Source organism: Marinicauda pacifica (genome assembly GCF_004793635.1).
Taxonomy (GTDB): domain Bacteria; phylum Pseudomonadota; class Alphaproteobacteria; order Caulobacterales; family Maricaulaceae; genus Marinicauda; species Marinicauda pacifica.
On record NZ_SRXV01000101.1, the window covers coordinates 1 to 304 of the forward strand.

Consider the following 304-nt stretch of genomic DNA (forward strand, 5'->3'; position numbering starts at 1 on the left):
GTTTGGGCTTCAAATGGCTCAGTCGCGACGCGCGCGAACAGGCCGGCATCGAGCACGGAGGAGAGCGCGCGCGGGGCCAGGCTGTCAGTCCAGGAGAAGACATAGCCATAGCTGGCGCGCGGCGGCACCGCCGGAGCCATCGCCCCGGTCGCGGCATCGCCCACCAGGTTGGCGCTGAACTGGCCGCCCCGCGGGGCATAATCCAGATCGTAGGCCAGCGGGAGCGTCCAGCCGGACACGTCGTAGAAGATATTCTCCTCAAACTCGGTCAGACGGTCGAACAGGCCCCGGATCATCCGGTACT

The 304-nt window shown here is 66.8% G+C and carries 1 pseudogene; it reads right to left on the reverse strand.

From position 1 onward, the window contains the following. Nucleotides 1-304, reverse strand: a pseudogene (locus E5162_RS14570) (M14 family zinc carboxypeptidase); the annotation flags it as partial.